Source organism: Enterobacter cloacae complex sp. I3 (assembly GCF_014896175.1).
Taxonomy (GTDB): domain Bacteria; phylum Pseudomonadota; class Gammaproteobacteria; order Enterobacterales; family Enterobacteriaceae; genus Enterobacter; species Enterobacter bugandensis.
The window spans coordinates 56932-71946 of the sequence record NZ_JADBQZ010000006.1 but is presented as its reverse complement, the minus strand read 5'-3'; the positions used below and the strand labels follow the sequence as shown (position 1 = coordinate 71946).

Genomic DNA, 15015 nt, shown 5'->3' with positions numbered 1-15015 from the left:
GCTTCGGCGGGGTTTTTTTATGGCTGCTATTTACCGCCAGACGTGCGGCGCTGAAGCTGATCGCGCAGATTCGGCGGCGTGCCTTTGATGGTCAGGGTATCGGTGGCTGGATCCCAGAAAATGCGTTCCCCCAACAGCATGGCGTCAAAGTTGATGGTTAACCCACCGCCGCTGCCGGCAAATTTGGTTAACTGACGCAGCGTGCTGCGATCCGCCGGGAAGCTCTCCTCAAGCTCATAGCCCTTCTCCGCGGTGAATTCCTGGAAGCTCACTTCGCTGACGCCCGCCAGCTCTTTTGACAGGGACTCCAGTTCAATCTCTTCCCCCGCCTGCAGCTGCTCGTTGCAGTAGCTGTAAACCTGCTGACGTACGGTCTGGCGTTCAGATTTATCGAGTTGCGCTTCCGCCGTGAAGTCATCAACGGCCTGCAGCAGCCCTTTGTTCTGCGCTTTGGCGTTCAGGCCTTCGCTGGCACCGAGGAAGTCCATAAAGAAATCCGCCACTTTGCGGCCCACCCGCCCCTTCAGGAAGGTGAGGTAGCGGGTCGACTCCGGGTTAGTTTCCCACTCGGTCAAATCAATACGCGCCACAATATCCGCATGGTTGATATCCAGATAGTGCGTTGAGCTGATGTCCAGCTGCTCGTTCACGCGCATGCTGCTTAAGTTATTCAGCACGGTAACCAGCAGGTACTCGACCGCCAGGTAACGATAGTGGCAGAACAGGACAATACCGCCGTCGGCGAACGGATATTTCGCCAGCTCGTCGCGCAGACGCCCGGTTGCCGCGCGGCTAAACGCCAGGAAATCCTCTTCACCCTGACGCTGCAGGCGCAGGCTATCGGCCAGCTCACTCTCTTCGCTGAACAGACCATAGGCTTTATTTTTAGCGCTGTAGACGCGATGCAGCTCTGCCATCATTTCCACAACGGTTGCCGTGGGTTCCAGTAACGAATCGCGTAGCACCACTTCAAGGGTTTGCTCATCACGCTTGATAAGCTGGTGCAAGGCAATCTGGTTGATTTCCAGACTCATGATAAACTCTCCTTTTAGACCGGGCGGTATTCAACCACCACCAGGACATGTGTGCAACAACAGATAAAAAAGGGGAAAAAAAGCTGTTGCTACGGTAATATGTTGCCCTTTCATCAACAAACTGATTTTGATTTATGCCACAACATTCCCGCTACAGTGATGAACACGTTGAACAACTGCTCAGTGAGCTGGTCAACGTACTGGAAAAACATAAAACGCCGACCGATCTCTCCCTGATGGTTTTGGGAAATATGGTCACCAACCTTATCAACACCAGCGTTGCTCCGGCTCAGCGTCAGGCGATCGCCAAATCTTTCGCCCAGGCGTTACAGTCATCCGTCAGCAACGACCAGGCCCATTAAGGGAAACGAACAACAGTTTATGGTGACGAATCGTCAGCGCTACCGTGAAAAAGTCTCCCAGATGGTCAGCTGGGGACACTGGTTTGCCCTGTTCAACATTCTGCTAGCGACGGTAATTGGCTGTCGTTATCTGTTTGTCGCAGACTGGCCCACAACGCTAACCGGGCGTATCTACTCCTGGATAAGCGTTGTTGGTCACTTTAGCTTTTTGGTATTCGCCACCTATCTGCTGATCCTGTTTCCTCTGACGTTTATCGTCATGTCGCAGCGTTTGATGCGGTTCTTGTCCGCAATCCTTGCGACGGTGGGGATGACGCTGCTGCTTATCGACAGTGAAGTGTTCACCCGCTTCCACCTGCATCTCAACCCTATCGTCTGGGAACTGGTGATCAACCCCGACCAGAACGAAACGGCCCGCGACTGGCAGCTGATGTTCATCAGCGTTCCGGTGATCCTGTTGATCGAGATGCTGTTTGCCACCTGGAGCTGGCAAAAGCTCCGCAGCCTGACCCGACGCCGCCATTACGCGAAGCCCGTCGCCGCGCTCTTTTTCGTCTCATTTATCAGTTCGCACCTCATGTATATCTGGGCGGATGCGAACTTCTATCGCCCTATTACCATGCAGCGCGCTAACCTGCCGCTCTCTTATCCGATGACGGCCCGTCGTTTCCTTGAGAAACACGGCCTGCTTGATGCCCAGGAGTACCAGCGCCGTCTGGTCGAACAGGGTAATCCGGAAGCGGTTAGCGTACAGTATCCACTGAGCGATCTGCGCTATCGCGATATGGGTCGCGGGCAAAACGTCCTGCTGATTACCGTCGATGGCCTCAACTATTCTCGTTACGAGAAGCAGATGCCTGCGCTGGCCGATTTCGCGAGTCAGAACGTGTCGTTTACCCAGCATATGAGTTCAGGTAACTCAACCGATGCGGGTATCTTTGGCCTGTTCTATGGCATTTCTGCCGGATACATGGACGGCGTGCTGTCTGCGCGCATTCCTGCGGCGCTGATCACCGGGCTTAATCAGCAGGGCTATCAGTTAGGGCTGTTCTCATCGGACGGCTTCAACAGTTCACTGTACCGCCAGGCGCTGCTCTCTGATTTCTCACTGCCTGCCGCGCAGAGCCAGTCTGATGCCCAGACCGCAAACCAGTGGATAAACTGGCTGCAGCGCTACGCGCAGGAAGATAACCGCTGGTTCTCGTGGGTGGCCTTTAACGGCACAACGCTTAACGACAGCAACCAGGCTGGCTTTGCGCGCCGCTACGGCCGCGCGGCCAGCGATGTTGACGCACAGATTGGCCGCGTGCTTGACGCGCTACGTGAATCAGGCAAGCTTGATAACACGGTCGTGATCGTGACCGCAGGGCATGGCGTACCGTTAGGCGACGAGACGAAGAGCATGAGCTGGTCACGTCCAAACCTGCATGTTCCGCTGGTGATCCACTGGCCGGGAACGCCGGCGCAGCGCATCAATATGCTCACAGAACATAAAGACGTCATGACGACCCTGATGCAGCGCCTGCTGCACGTCAGTACGCCAGCAAACGAGTATTCGCAGGGGCAGGATCTCTTCAGCGCCACGCGCCGCCATAACTGGGTGACTGCAGCTGACGGCAACACGCTGGTGGTGACCACGCCGAAGCTGACGCTGGTGCTGAACAGCAACGGGAACTATCAGACCTATAATCTGCAGGGTGAACGGCTGAAGGACCAGAAACCACAGCTTAGCCTGCTGTTACAGGTTCTGACGGATGAGAAGCGCTTCATCGCTAACTGATTAATAATAAACCAGTTAGCGACGGATTCCCTTGCATTCGAAACGGAATCGAGTAGTATTCTTTTTATGCGTCGGCACGTAGCGCAGCCTGGTAGCGCACCGTCATGGGGTGTCGGGGGTCGGAGGTTCAAATCCTCTCGTGCCGACCAAAAACACATTGAAAACCAGCCTATTACGGCTGGTTTTTTATTTTGCCTCGTCCGGTGTTTTGCACAGGTACATCAGCGTAACAAGACAAATCACGGCTCCGGCATAAAACGTATATTCCGCGCCAAACCTTTCCCAGATGGCCCCGGCGCCCAGGCTGGCGACTAACAATCCCACGCCGCTGACCAGACTAAAAATGCCGTAGGCGGTACCGCGCAGATCCGCAGGTGCCGTTTTTGCGATCATTGCCGCCAGCAGCCCCTGCGTCATCCCCATATGCACTCCCCAAAGCGCAACGCCCAGAAGCATTCCAGCCCAGTGGGTGCTTAGCGCCAGCACAATATCTGCCCCAATCAGCATCACCAGGCCCCACTGCAGTAGTCGGGTGTGGCTCATCCCGTCCGATAACTTGCCAAACGGATAGGCTGACAGAAAATAGAGCAAATTCATGGCCACCATCACCAGCGGGATCAGCGCCAGCGGCACCCCCGACTGCTGTGCGCGCAGGACAAGAAAGGCTTCACTGAAACGTGCGAGCGTGAAGATGGCGCCCAGGCCAATAACCCACCAGCAGCCTTTCCCGAGGCGCCTGAGGTTCTCTTTTTTGATGGGGTTCGTGCGTTTATGTTCGACGGGCGTTTTCGGCTCATGCAGGCCGAAGAAAAGCAGCGCCACGGCGAGGACGCCGGGGATCACCGCAATCCAGAAAATCGTGCGGAAATCATCGTTCCACAGCAGCATTAAGCCTACGGCCAGCAGCGGCCCGAGAAATGCGCCGACGGTGTCCATCGACTGACGCAGCCCAAAGGCCGCGCCGCGAAGTTCCGGCGGCGTAACGTCAGCGACCAGCGCATCGCGCGGCGCGCCCCGGATCCCCTTCCCTACCCGGTCGATTAAGCGTGCCCCCAGAATCATGCCCGACGAAGAGGCGATAGCGAACAGCGGCTTACTCAGCGCGCCAAGACCGTAGCCCAGCACCGCCAGTCCTTTACGTTTCCCCAGGTAGTCACTGATGGCACCGGAAAAAACTTTGATAAACAGCGCGGTGGCTTCAGCCAGGCCTTCAATCAAGCCAATGAAAATCACGCTGGCTCCCAGCGTCGTGACCATAAACAGCGGCAGCAGGCTGTGAATGATCTCCGAGGAGATATCCATCAGCATACTGACCCCACCTACAACCCAGACGCCTTTCGGGATCCGGCTGAGCGTTGCAAACCGGGATAACATTGAACATCTCCTGCTTTATGTCGAACGACCTTGTTCGACACAGAATACCCTGGAAATGCGAATAAATATCATCACATATAAAAAAGCCAGCCCGCAGGCTGGCTTCTTATAGCAGGTGACTGCTCAGTGTTTTTCACGTCCGCCCAGGAAGAAAATGCCCAGCGGGATGGCCAGCAGAACGGTGAAGACAAGGCTGTAAACGAAGATCATCGCCGACTGCAGCACATACATGCTGGTAGTCCAGGCGGAGAGAGGGATGTTGTACTGTTCAATGACGCCAACAATAGTGGCCCGCCCGACGCACGCGGCAGCAATCATAAACACGACGAGTAGCGCCAGGAGGAACTTGCGGCCTTCAGGTGTTTTCAGTTTTGCACGAACCATCTCTCTTCCCTTTCACAGATGAATAACATTATCGATGGACTAAAATAACACGAACGCCCGTCACACTCCACACCAGTACAAACACCTGCCAAAACGATTAATGCTAAGTTTATTACGCTGCAAATAATGAAAATGTAAGTAAATCACACCAATCATTCATACTCGTTATGTTAGTCTGTTCAGGACCGTTTTGACATAAAGGAATGACAATGAAAAACGCACCTAAATTTGCCATCGCGCTTCTCGCCGCCGCGTGCGTCAGCACCAGCGCTTTCGCCAGCGACGCCCAAAAAGCGCAGCCGCTGGAAAAAGTTGCACCCTATCCGCAAGCGGAAAAAGGCATGAAGCGTCAGGTGATTCAACTGCCGGTTCAGCAGGACGAAGCGAATTACAAAGTTGAACTGTTAATTGGCAAGACGCTGGAAGTGGACTGCAATCAGCATCGTCTGGGCGGCCAGCTGGAAAGCAAAACCCTGGAAGGCTGGGGTTATGACTATTACGTCTTTGATAAAGTGACCTCTCCGGTCTCTACCATGATGGCCTGCCCGGACGGCAAGAAAGAGAAGAAATTTGTGACGGCCTATCTGGGCGACAACAGCCTGCTGCGCTACAACAGCAAGTTGCCGATCGTGGTATATACGCCTGAAAACGTGGAAGTAAAATATCGCGTGTGGAAGGCAGAAGAGACGGTCGGACAAGCGGTAGTACGTTAAAAACAAGTCGGGTGGCGGCTTCGCCTTACCCGACCTGCTAAATTAAAAACGGTAACAGATGTTACCGTTTTGCTTTTACCTTACAGCGAGATATCCGCAACCGGCTTGTTTTCCGGCTGAGGCTTCAGTTCCGCCTTCGGCGCAGCATCCGCAGCCTGCGGCTTCACGTACTGCAGCTGCAGCACGCGGCTGGTGTACTCCAGCTCTTGTTCCGTCGCATCCACGTTACCGTTCAGCTTCGTGCCGTAGGATGGAATAATGGTTTTCAGCTTCGCCTGCCATTCCGGGCTGGCAACTTTGTCTTTAAACACTTTTTCCATCAGGTGCAGCATGATTGGCGCAGCGGTAGATGCACCCGGTGACGCACCCAGCAGCGCGGCAATCGTGCCATCCTTATCGCTCACCACTTCGGTACCCAGACGCAGCACGCCGCCCTCTTTCGGATCGCGCTTGATGATCTGCACGCGCTGACCCGCCTGCCACAGACGCCAGTCTTCTTTCTTCGCCTGCGGATAGTACTCTTTCAGCGCCTCGAAGCGTTCTTCATCAGAAAGCATCACCTGGCTAATCAGGTATTTCACCAGGTCGAAATTATCCAGGCCCACGTCCATCATCGGTTTGACGTTAGAGGTGGTGGTCGCGCTCAGCAGATCCCAGAGGGAGCCGTTTTTCAGGAACTTGGTTGAGAAGGTCGCGAACGGTCCGAACAGCACCACGCGTTTACCGTCAAGCATACGGGTATCGATATGCGGGACGGACATCGGTGGCGCACCGACGGAAGCCTGACCGTACACTTTTGCCAGGTGACGGTTCACCACTTCCGGGTTCTCGGACACCAGGAACTGGCCGCCGACCGGGAAGCCCGCGTAGTCGTCAGCTTCAGGAATACCGGATTCCTGCAGCAGCTTCAGCGCCGCGCCGCCCGCACCGATGAAGACAAATTTAGCCTTAATGACGTGCTCGGCTTCATTGTTTTTCAGATCGGCAACCGTCACGCTCCAGCTGTTGTCCGCATTGCGCTTAAAGCCGCGCACTTCGGTGCTGAGCTGCAAATTGAAGTTATCTTTCTTCTTCAGGGACGCCACCAGCTGACGGGTAATTTCGCCGTAGTTCACGTCGGTGCCAATTTCGGTACGGGTCGCCGCCACTTTCTGGTTCGGGTCACGGCCTTCCATGACCAGCGGCGCCCACTCTTTAATCTGCGCGTGGTCTTCGGAGTATTTCATCCCGCGGAACAGGGTGCTCTGCTGCAGCGCAGCGTAGCGCGCGCGCAGGAAATTCACGTTTTGCTCGCCCCACACAAAGCTCATGTGCGGCACGGTATTGATGAAGGAGTGCGGGTCGTGCATCACGCCGCTGTTGACCTGGTGAGACCAGAACTGACGCGAGATCTGGAACGCTTCATTGATCTCTACCGCCTTCTCGATACTAATGGAACCGTCCTTTTTCTGCGGCGTATAGTTCAGTTCCATGAGTGCCGAATGGCCCGTACCAGCGTTATTCCAGCCGTTCGAACTCTCCTGCGCCACGCCATCGAGGCGCTCGACCATGGTCATGGACCAGTCCGGCTGCAGTTCTTGCAGATAGGTTCCCAGCGTGGCGCTCATGATGCCGCCACCAATTAAAAGGACGTCCGTTTCCTGCTCTTTTGGTGCGTCTGCTTTCGCTGCCATTGAGACGGCGTTGAGCCCGACGGCCAGAGAAAAGAGCATGGCAGTCATTTTTTTCATAATTTATGCCTTAGTGTAAAAGTGCTTGATGCGTGGAGATTGCAGGTGAAAAAAGCTGCGTAGGCACGGTAACAACTTTTAAATATTGTTTAAAGGTTACGAAATTATTGTAATTGTGAAATTTAATGATGGATTGTTTGTAGGGGATTGCGGCGCGCAACTGGTATAAGGAGGAATTTATGGCTACTATGCTGCACTTTGTGATCGCGCGCACGGAAGCCTGCCCTAACCAGCGAACTGTTATGTCCTTACCTCATTCTGCCGTATCCCCTGACGACAGTGTAGCCAGCGTGCTGCACTCCCCTAAACAACTGGCGCGTGAAACGCTGGCGGGCGTGATTACCGCTCTGGCGCTGATCCCCGAAGTGATCTCATTTTCCGTGGTGGCGGGCGTTGACCCGAAGGTCAGCCTGATCGCCTCCGTGGTGCTGTGTCTTGCTCTCTCCGTGCTGGGCGGTCGTCCGGCAATGGTCACGGCTGCGGCCGGTTCCGTAGCGCTGGTGATTGGCCCGATGGTGCATCAGCACGGGGTACAATACATTCTTCCCGCCGTGCTGATGGCTGGCGTGATCCAGATTCTGTTTGGCGTGCTGGGCATGGCAAGGCTGATGCGCTTTATTCCCCAGTCGGTGATGACCGGATTTGTTAACGCCCTTGGCATTTTGATTTTCTTCGCTCAGGTGCCACATTTCTGGAGCCGAAGCCCGCTGATTGTGGGCCTGTTCGTGCTGACGCTGCTGATTGTGCTGTGGGTGCCGCGCTATATTAAAAGCGTCCCTTCCCCGCTGATTGCGATTGTGCTGTTAACCCTTTTCACCGTCACCACCGGTCAGATCCTGCCGACTGTCGGTGATGAAGGCTCAATGACTGGCGGTCTGCCTGGATTTACCGAGCTGCTGGTGCCGCTTAATTTACAGACGCTGAACATTATCTGGCCGTGCGCGTTGAGTATTGCCTTCGTCGGTCTGCTGGAGTCCCTGCTGACGGCAAAACTGGTGGACGAACTGACGGTTACGCCTTCCAGCAAGCGTCGCGAGAGCATCGGGCTGGGCGTGGGGAATATCATGGCCGGGCTCTACGGTGGCATTGCGGGCTGCGCGATGATCGGACAAACCATCGTTAACGTGGAGATGGGGAAAGGACGAAGCCGCATTTCAACCATTGCGGCGGGCATCGTGCTGCTGCTCCTGGTGACGGCACTCAGCGAAGTGATGGCCAAAATCCCGATGGCGGTGCTGGCGGGGATTATGGCGATTGTTGCCGTCAAAACCTTCAGCTGGCACAGCCTTCAGCCCGCCACGATAAAAAATGCCCCGGTTGCCGAAACGGTGGTGATGCTGGTGACGGTAGCCGCCACAGTATCAACCGGCAATCTGGCGGTTGGCGTGCTGGGCGGGATTATCGTCATGGCACTGATCCCCGCCCGCATTAAGCGTCAGGTTAAAGCAGAAAAATCGTTGCCAGCCCAAGAAAAATAAAGAAACCGCCGGTATCGGTGATGGCGGTGATCATCACGCTCGACCCCACCGCGGGGTCGCGCCCCAGTTTGGTCATCGTCAGCGGGATAATGACGCCCATCATCGATGCCACCAGCAAATTCAGCACCATCGCCAGCATCATCACGCCGCCTAAGGCCATATCGTCATACAGCCACCATGTGATGCCGCCCATAATGCCGCCCCATACCAGGCCGTTAATCAGCGCCACGCCCATTTCCCTGAAGATCAGAAAGGCGAAGTTACCGGGCTGAATATTTTCCAGCGCCAGCGCGCGGACGATCATGGTGATGGTCTGGTTTCCGGTGTTGCCGCCAATTCCGGCCACAATCGGCATCAGCGAGGCCAGCGCCACCAGCTGCGAAATGGTGTGTTCAAAGCCGTCAATCACACGGGAGGCGATGAAGGCGGTACACAGGTTAATAGCCAGCCAGGCCCAGCGGGTTTTCACCGCCTTACCGACGGAAGCGTGGACGTCATCTTCGGCGCTGATCCCGCCTAGCGCGCGCAGGTCGTTATCGGTCTCTTCATAAACCACGTCAACGATTTCATCGATGGTCAGACGGCCCATCAGCTTGCCAACGGAGTCTACGACCGCCGCACTCACAAGGTCATCACGTTCAAAGGTACGCGCCGCTTTTTCCGCATCGTCTTCCGGGGAGAAGACCATCGGCTCGTTTTCCATCACCTCGCTCACCCGCTGCTGGGCGCTGTTGAGCAGGATGGTTTTCAGCTCCAGCTCGCCAAGCAGGGTTTTATCCCGCGAGGTGACAAACAGCTTATCGGTGTTGTCCGGCATTTTGCCCAGGCGGCGCAGGTAGCGCTGCACGGTACCGAGCGTGACGTCCGGACGTACCGTGATAACGCCGAACTCCATGATCGCGCCGACGCTGTTTTTCTCGTAGTGCATCACCTGACGCACGCGCGCACGTTCATCGGCAGGCAGAGAGGCCAGCAGGCGGCCAGTCAGGTTACGCGGCAGATGCTGTACAAGGTAAATCTGCTCGTCGATATCCAGGGTTTGCAGGGCGTCGAGGATATCCCGATCGCTCATCTCATCGATCAGGTCATCCCAGACGTTTTCCGAGGCTTCAAGCAGAACCTGGCCGCGCTCGTGATCCTGTACCAGGCGCCAGAGGGCGTGACGCTCTTCCGAAGGAAGCGCTTCCAGGGTATCCGCCAGATCCGGCGGCGGTAAATGAGCAACCAGCGCACCTACCTCAGCAATATCGTCGGCTAAGGTGCCGACATCATATTGCTCAGCCAGGGTCAGTTTGCCTAATAACGTAGACGTGACCGCTTTATCGGTCGTGAGAAGCCAGATGAGTCGCGCACGTTCCTGGTCACGCTGCCTGGCGCTGTTTTTCTTTAATACCGACATCAATCATAAATCCATTAAATGAGTTGAGACTAAGCATAGCGCGAGGATATGTAAATAAGAATAAACAGCGAGGCGGGATGGAGAAAAAAGCGGCATTAAGGCCACGATTATCCCCTCTCCCCGTGGGAGAGGGTTAGAGTGAGGGCATCAGGCCGTGCGCGCCACCGCGTCACGCGACGCCGCATCGCGCTCGTCGCCGGTAAGCTCGCTCAGCCTGCCGTCGCGCATCTCCAGCAGACGGTCGGCGTGAATGAAGTAATGATCGTCGTGGCTGATGGCGAAAATGGTCTTGCCCATCTCCTGCATAAGCGGCAGCAGCACCTGATAAAACTCGCGACGGAAGTGCGGGTCCTGATCCGCCGCCCATTCATCCAGCAGGATGATGTCACGCTCTTCCGCCAGCGCCAGCAGCAGCGCCACGCGCTTCTTCTGCCCCTTAGAGAGCTTGAGGTTCAGGATTTTGCCGTCCTGGAGCTCCAGCTTGTGCGACATCTGCAGCTGCGCAAGCCATTTCTCAACCAGCGCCGGATTGGCCTGCTGCCCTTCCGGCCCCAGCAGCTGGTCAAACAGCCAGACATCGGTGAATACCGCTGAAAAAAGCTTGCGGTAATCCTCGGGTTTCTCCGCGCTCAGCGCCTTACCGTCCAGCAGGATCTCGCCCGACTGCGGCTGGTAAAGTCCGGTGAGCAACATCGCCAGCGTGGATTTTCCGCTACCGTTGCCGCCGATGAGAAACAGCAGTTCGCCGCGGTGAATCGTCAGGTTGACCGGTCCCACGGAGAAGGCGTTGTCCTGATAGCGGAACGTCACGTCGCGCAGCTCCAGGGTCTGCCAGTTCGGGAAGGCCTGCGGGCGCGGGAATTCAGCCTTAAATGGCGCCAGATCGAACTTCTTAAGCTTGTTAAACGCCACCTGCGCGCTCAGCAAGGTTGGCAATGCGCCGACGGCCGAGAGCAGCGGCGTACGCAGAAACAGCAGGGTCAGCGAGTAGGTCGCCGCCACGTTGGTATCCGCCCAGCCCAGGCTGTTCGCCATCCAGAATACCAGGCCAATGGCGCCCAGCATCATAATGTTGGACCAGTTCACCGCGCTCAGGTGGAAGGTATCGGCGCGAATGATGTGGTGCCGGTATTCGCGCGCGTCCGGAATATAGAGATGGTTAAAGATGTACTCGGCGCGCTCGCGGTTCAGGGTGAGCTCTTTGCGCCCTTCCAGTACCGTCTGGTAATCGTTATAGAGCTTATCTTCCGTTTCGCGCAGAACCGCCATGTGTTTATAGACGCGCGACACCAGCATGAAACCGCCCCAGATGGTGATGGCAATCCACACCGCGGTCACCGCCAGCATTTTGGTCGAAAGCCAGGCGAGATAGGCCGCCGAGCCAAAGGTCAGGATGATCCCCTGCACCAGCTCCGGCAGGCGGACAAACGCGATGGTAATCGCGCGCACGTCGCTGGTCAGCCCCGCCAGCAGGGAGGCGCTGCCGAGCTGCTCCACGCGCTCAACCTGCGTGTCGAGGATCCGCTTGATGAACTCGCTGCGCAGGCGGAAAACGAAATGGTGACCAAGCGCGGTCAGCGCAAGCTGAGAGCCGAGCGTAACCGCCATCAACAGCAGCAGCAGGCCGAGAAACTCCGGCAGAACCGAGAGTGAGGTATCGACCATTTCGATCAGCCGCACGTTTATAAACGCGATCAGGCCAATACCCAGCGCCGCGCTGGCAAGGCTTAAGGCCATTACGGCAATGAAGGGCCAGCGGTACTGACGCCAGACAAGAAGAAGTAGTTGCATGCAGGCAATCCGGACAATAAAAATCAGCCAGCAGTGTAAACTGCCCGGCGCGGACATCAAGAATAATTCTTATTTTTGTTTGTTCAATCCCGCCTGACGGAATGTAAGGTTAAATCGGTATTCGCCAGTAAGGGGATGAACCCCGGGCTTCAGGGGCTGAATGCCGTGATAGTACAGCCGTGACTCCCTGCCCCACACCACCACGTCGCCGTGCTCCAGCATAATGCGCCTGAGCGGATCGTTGCGGCGCAATCCGCCAAACTGGAAGACGGCGGGCAGACCCAACGATACCGAGACGATGGGCGCGCGCAGATCGGGTTCATCCTTGTCCTGATGCAGGGAGAGCTTCGCGCCGATGGCGTAGCGGTTAATCAGGCAGGCATCCGGCCGGAAGTCAGGGTAATCTGCTGCAACGGCAGCCTCGTGACAAAGCGCCTGAAACACCGCAGGCATGGGAGGCCACGGCCGGCCGGTCGTGGGATCGTTTGGGGCATACACATACCCACGTTCGTTCGTCGCCCACCCCAGTTCGCCGCAGTTGGCCATGGCCACCGACATGGTGTAGCCGCCCGGTGTCACCATATGGCGAAACGGTGAAACCGCCGTAACCTCTTCAATACCGGCAAGCAATGCCGCCGCACGGGAGAGTGCAAAGCGGCGCAGGATCGCTGCCCCGGGCGCAAGCGGCTCCTGCCACGGTTCAGCATCCGCAAAAAGATCGAGCATTATCCCTCCCGGCGTTTCGCCTCACGTTTCAGTAATAGCGCTTTTCGCGCCGCCCCCCAGCGATAGCCCGACAGCGCGCCGTCGTTGCGGACCACGCGGTGACAGGGGATCACAATCGCCAGCCTGTTTGCCGCACAGGCACCCGCGACGGCACGCACCGCGTTGGGCTGGCCAATCGCCTTCGCCACCTGCTGATAGCTGGCCGTTTCCCCGCAGGGGATGTCACGAAGGGCCTGCCAGACCCGCTGCTGGAACGCGGTGCCGCGTATATCCAGCGGCAGCGCCAGCGGCACCGCGTGGTTATCAATACTGGCAATGACCTGTCTGATACGCTGGGCAAAGGCATCTTCCTGCGGGGCAGGCTCCGCGTTTGGAAACAGCGTCGCAAATTCTTCTGCCAGTTTGGTATCGTTGTCGCCCAGCAGTATCGCGCAAATCCCCCGCTCGCTTTCCGCAACCAGGCAGCGTCCCAGCGAACAGTCGCCGATGGCGTAACGCACCGCCACCTCGCCTTTGCGGTACTGCTTCGCCGTCATGCCCAGCGCATCGTTGGCTTTGCGGTAATAGCTGCTGCTGTCGGGAAACCCTGCCGCCAGCACGGCATCGGTAATTTTGTTTCCCTGCGCAAGCGCCGCGCGCAGACGCTGCCCCCGCGCCGCCTGCTGCCAGGATTTTGGGGTCATCCCGGTGACGGACTTAAACAGCCGATGGAAATGGAAAGGACTCATGGCGATCTGCTGCGCCAGGCCTTCAAGCGTCAGCGCGGGATCCTGCTCCAGAAGGCGACAGGCGTGCTCCACTTTCGCCAGCTTTTGCTGATTCGGATCGCGTTTGTCCGGCATGCAGCGCTTGCACGGGCGAAACCCTGCCTGAACGGCATGCTGGACATCGGGATAAAAGCAGACGTTTTTACGCAGCGCGTGACGGGCGCGGCATGACGGGCGGCAGAAAATCCCCGTCGTCTGCACGGCAAAGACAAACCGATTGTCAGCGCGCGGATCGCGAGCCAGAACGGCCTGCCAGCGATCCTCATCATTCATATAGGTTGGATTTTTCATCATCAGCTCCTCTTACAAGCATACCTTTAGCGTGCCCGAGTGCCAGTGATAAAAAACCCGCAACCTTGCTTTTTAATTTTTGTCGCTCACCAGGAAGCTGTTGAACTGCGGCGAGCTCCAGGTTTTGAACCCGTCGCCCTCTTTAGTGATCATATAAACCGCCAGTCCTTCCTGACGAACCACCTCTTTGGCTTTTTCTGGGCCGAGAACCATTAATCCGGTATCCCAGGCGTCGGCTTCCAGCGCAGTGGGGGCAATCACGGTCACCGAGACCAGGTTATGCGTGATGGGACGTCCGGTCAGCGGATCGATCACGTGCGAAATTCGCTTCCCGTCGAGCTCGTAATAGTTACGGTAGCTCCCGGAAGTGCTGATGCCGTGCCCGTTAATATCCACAATGGCCTGTACGGCGTTTTGCCGATCGGTCGGTTTTTGAATCGCCACGCGCCACGGTTTACCGCTGGCGTTCATGCCCCGGCTGACTAACGCGCCCCCCACGGAGACCAGGTAGCGCGATATCCCTTCCTGCGTCATCAGCGCGGCAAGGTGATCCGCCGCGTAACCTTCACCTACCGTCGACAGATCGACAAACAGATCGGGGATATCTTTCTGCAGATACTGCTGGCCGTACTGGTTGATCACCGTCAGATGCTTTAGCCCTGTCCGGGCGCGGGCATCATCAATGGCCGCCTGATCGGGTGTGGTATCCGGCTGTTTGTTCGGGCCAAATCCCCAGAGATTGACCAGAGGCCCGACGGTGACATCCATCGCGCCGTTGGTTTTATATCCCACGCGCATTGATTCGGTGACGATATCAGCCATCGCTTCGCTCACCGGCCACAGGGAGGTACTGGTGGAAAGATTAAAGCGCATCAGCGCCGAGTCATTTTTATAGGTTGAGAGCAGCTGGTCGTCGGCGTCCAGCTGAGACTGGATTTTACCGCGAAGTTCATCAGCGCGCGTTTTATCCAGGCCCATCACGCTGACGCGCCAGAAGGTGCCCATCGTTTTGCCTTCGAGCACCGTCGCGGCGGGTGCATCGGTTTTCGCCACGGGCGCGGAATCGTCACACGCGGTCAGGAAAAAAAGCATAGCCAGAAAGCTGGCGCGTAAAAAAGTCATGTCCATTCATTATTATCCTCATGCCAGGGCGGCAAGAGTACACCAAAACGGTTGCATTGTGAGG

13 protein-coding genes and 1 tRNA gene are annotated in these 15015 nt (G+C 56.7%); 5 read left to right on the top strand and 9 right to left on the bottom strand.

The window, feature by feature from the left end:
• Positions 1–26: 26 nt before the first annotated feature.
• A complete protein-coding gene (gene yejK, locus IM271_RS05990; protein ID WP_008500957.1) occupies positions 27–1034 on the bottom strand; it encodes a nucleoid-associated protein YejK in 1008 nt (335 codons plus the stop codon).
• Positions 1035–1168: 134 nt separating this feature from the next.
• Here yejK and IM271_RS05985 point away from each other — a divergent pair, with 134 nt between their 5' ends.
• The 3 genes from IM271_RS05985 (at position 1169) to IM271_RS05975 (ending at position 3325) form a co-directional block, all read left to right on the top strand.
• Complete coding sequence (locus IM271_RS05985) at positions 1169–1396, top strand: YejL family protein (RefSeq protein ID WP_014884596.1); 228 nt, start codon at positions 1169–1171, stop codon at positions 1394–1396.
• Positions 1397–1415: 19 nt separating this feature from the next.
• On the top strand, positions 1416–3176 hold the full coding sequence (yejM, locus tag IM271_RS05980; RefSeq protein ID WP_028013888.1) for an LPS biosynthesis-modulating metalloenzyme YejM: 1761 nt from the start codon (positions 1416–1418) through the stop codon (positions 3174–3176).
• A gap of 72 nt (positions 3177–3248) precedes the next feature.
• A tRNA-Pro gene (locus IM271_RS05975) sits at positions 3249–3325 on the top strand.
• A gap of 37 nt (positions 3326–3362) precedes the next feature.
• On the opposite strand, the gene IM271_RS05970 is transcribed toward IM271_RS05975, so the two are convergent.
• Together IM271_RS05970 and IM271_RS05965 are read right to left on the bottom strand one after the other, a co-directional pair.
• Positions 3363–4550 (bottom strand): MFS transporter, encoded by a 1188-nt coding sequence (locus IM271_RS05970; protein ID WP_193052314.1) that lies wholly within the window; start codon positions 4548–4550, stop codon positions 3363–3365.
• Between the two features lie 123 nt (positions 4551–4673).
• On the bottom strand, positions 4674–4934 hold the full coding sequence (locus tag IM271_RS05965; RefSeq protein ID WP_008500962.1) for a DUF2534 family protein: 261 nt from the start codon (positions 4932–4934) through the stop codon (positions 4674–4676).
• Positions 4935–5143: 209 nt separating this feature from the next.
• On the opposite strand from IM271_RS05965, the gene eco reads away from it, so the two are divergent.
• Positions 5144–5647, top strand: coding sequence for a serine protease inhibitor ecotin (gene eco / locus IM271_RS05960; protein WP_028013891.1), 504 nt, complete (start codon positions 5144–5146; stop codon positions 5645–5647).
• An 80-nt stretch (positions 5648–5727) separates the two neighbouring features.
• Here the strand turns inward: eco and mqo are convergent, their stop codons facing one another.
• Positions 5728–7377 (bottom strand): malate dehydrogenase (quinone), encoded by a 1650-nt coding sequence (gene mqo, locus IM271_RS05955; protein ID WP_193052313.1) that lies wholly within the window; start codon positions 7375–7377, stop codon positions 5728–5730.
• A 188-nt stretch (positions 7378–7565) separates the two neighbouring features.
• On the opposite strand from mqo, the gene IM271_RS05950 reads away from it, so the two are divergent.
• Positions 7566–8855: a SulP family inorganic anion transporter gene (locus tag IM271_RS05950; protein ID WP_193052357.1), complete on the top strand. Its 1290-nt coding sequence runs from the start codon at positions 7566–7568 to the stop codon at positions 8853–8855.
• On the opposite strand, the gene mgtE is transcribed toward IM271_RS05950, so the two are convergent.
• The 5 genes from mgtE to apbE form a co-directional block, all read right to left on the bottom strand.
• Positions 8818–10254, bottom strand: coding sequence for a magnesium transporter (gene mgtE / locus IM271_RS05945; RefSeq protein WP_028013894.1), 1437 nt, complete (start codon positions 10252–10254; stop codon positions 8818–8820). The two genes, IM271_RS05950 and mgtE, sit on opposite strands and share 38 nt — an antisense overlap.
• Before the next feature lie 147 nt (positions 10255–10401).
• Positions 10402–12045 (bottom strand): multidrug ABC transporter permease/ATP-binding protein, encoded by a 1644-nt coding sequence (locus tag IM271_RS05940; RefSeq protein WP_193052312.1) that lies wholly within the window; start codon positions 12043–12045, stop codon positions 10402–10404.
• Between the two features lie 69 nt (positions 12046–12114).
• Positions 12115–12771 carry a DNA oxidative demethylase AlkB gene (alkB, locus tag IM271_RS05935; RefSeq protein WP_193052311.1) on the bottom strand — a complete coding sequence of 219 codons (657 nt, stop codon included), beginning with the start codon at positions 12769–12771 and terminating at the stop codon, positions 12115–12117.
• On the bottom strand, positions 12771–13829 hold the full coding sequence (gene ada / locus IM271_RS05930) for a bifunctional DNA-binding transcriptional regulator/O6-methylguanine-DNA methyltransferase Ada (protein ID WP_193052356.1): 1059 nt from the start codon (positions 13827–13829) through the stop codon (positions 12771–12773). The genes alkB and ada overlap by 1 nt, the downstream gene beginning before the upstream one ends.
• A gap of 72 nt (positions 13830–13901) precedes the next feature.
• Positions 13902–14957 carry an FAD:protein FMN transferase ApbE gene (gene apbE, locus IM271_RS05925; RefSeq protein ID WP_045629880.1) on the bottom strand — a complete coding sequence of 352 codons (1056 nt, stop codon included), beginning with the start codon at positions 14955–14957 and terminating at the stop codon, positions 13902–13904.
• Positions 14958–15015 lie beyond the last annotated feature (58 nt).

Bases quoted from the DNA above. Each gene is read 5' to 3' on its own strand.
- ada (WP_193052356.1), bottom strand. From the start codon at position 13,829: ATGAAAAATCCAACCTATATGAATGATGAGGATCGCTGGCAGGCCGTT.
- eco (WP_028013891.1), top strand. From the start codon at position 5,144: ATGAAAAACGCACCTAAATTTGCCATCGCGCTTCTCGCCGCCGCGTGC.
- IM271_RS05965 (WP_008500962.1), bottom strand. From the start codon at position 4,934: ATGGTTCGTGCAAAACTGAAAACACCTGAAGGCCGCAAGTTCCTCCTG.
- yejM (WP_028013888.1), top strand. From the start codon at position 1,416: ATGGTGACGAATCGTCAGCGCTACCGTGAAAAAGTCTCCCAGATGGTC.
- IM271_RS05970 (WP_193052314.1), bottom strand. From the start codon at position 4,550: ATGTTATCCCGGTTTGCAACGCTCAGCCGGATCCCGAAAGGCGTCTGG.
- IM271_RS05950 (WP_193052357.1), top strand. From the start codon at position 7,566: ATGCTGCACTTTGTGATCGCGCGCACGGAAGCCTGCCCTAACCAGCGA.
- IM271_RS05985 (WP_014884596.1), top strand. From the start codon at position 1,169: ATGCCACAACATTCCCGCTACAGTGATGAACACGTTGAACAACTGCTC.
- apbE (WP_045629880.1), bottom strand. From the start codon at position 14,957: ATGGACATGACTTTTTTACGCGCCAGCTTTCTGGCTATGCTTTTTTTC.
- mqo (WP_193052313.1), bottom strand. From the start codon at position 7,377: ATGAAAAAAATGACTGCCATGCTCTTTTCTCTGGCCGTCGGGCTCAAC.
- IM271_RS05940 (WP_193052312.1), bottom strand. From the start codon at position 12,045: ATGCAACTACTTCTTCTTGTCTGGCGTCAGTACCGCTGGCCCTTCATT.
- mgtE (WP_028013894.1), bottom strand. From the start codon at position 10,254: ATGTCGGTATTAAAGAAAAACAGCGCCAGGCAGCGTGACCAGGAACGT.
- yejK (WP_008500957.1), bottom strand. From the start codon at position 1,034: ATGAGTCTGGAAATCAACCAGATTGCCTTGCACCAGCTTATCAAGCGT.
- alkB (WP_193052311.1), bottom strand. From the start codon at position 12,771: ATGCTCGATCTTTTTGCGGATGCTGAACCGTGGCAGGAGCCGCTTGCG.